Origin of the sequence: Tritonibacter sp. SIMBA_163 (genome assembly GCF_046535935.1) — a bacterium.
Classification (GTDB): domain Bacteria; phylum Pseudomonadota; class Alphaproteobacteria; order Rhodobacterales; family Rhodobacteraceae; genus Epibacterium; species Epibacterium scottomollicae.
Genome location: NZ_JAWJBP010000349.1, coordinates 1 through 277, shown reverse-complemented (window position 1 = coordinate 277; position 277 = coordinate 1). Strand labels below are relative to the sequence as shown.

1 protein-coding gene is annotated in these 277 nt (G+C 69.3%); it reads right to left on the bottom strand.

Annotation, left to right across the window (positions count from 1 at the left end):
* Positions 1 to 220 (bottom strand): hypothetical protein (locus R0J92_RS22675; RefSeq protein WP_411053320.1); only part of this gene is annotated, 220 nt, incomplete at its 3' end.
* Between the last annotated feature and the right edge of the window lie 57 nt (positions 221 to 277).

Genomic DNA, 277 nt, shown 5'->3' with positions numbered 1-277 from the left:
CCTGCATCATGGCCTCAACCACTTCGCCGGGGATGCCGGGCATGATCCGCTGGAGGTCGTCCTCGGTGCCGAGCACGTCGCTGCTCTGCCGCCAGCAGTAGCGCATCAGGCGGTACACGATGCCGTCGGCCACGCCGTCCCTCGCCCACGCGGGCAACCGGCGGCCCAGCTCGTCCTGCACCGCCTCGCGGAATAATTCGAGGGGGTCGGGGTCGGGCATGGACCGTCATCAGGCTGTGATCTGGTCGGGGGTGATCTCGGCGTTGCGGATGCGGCC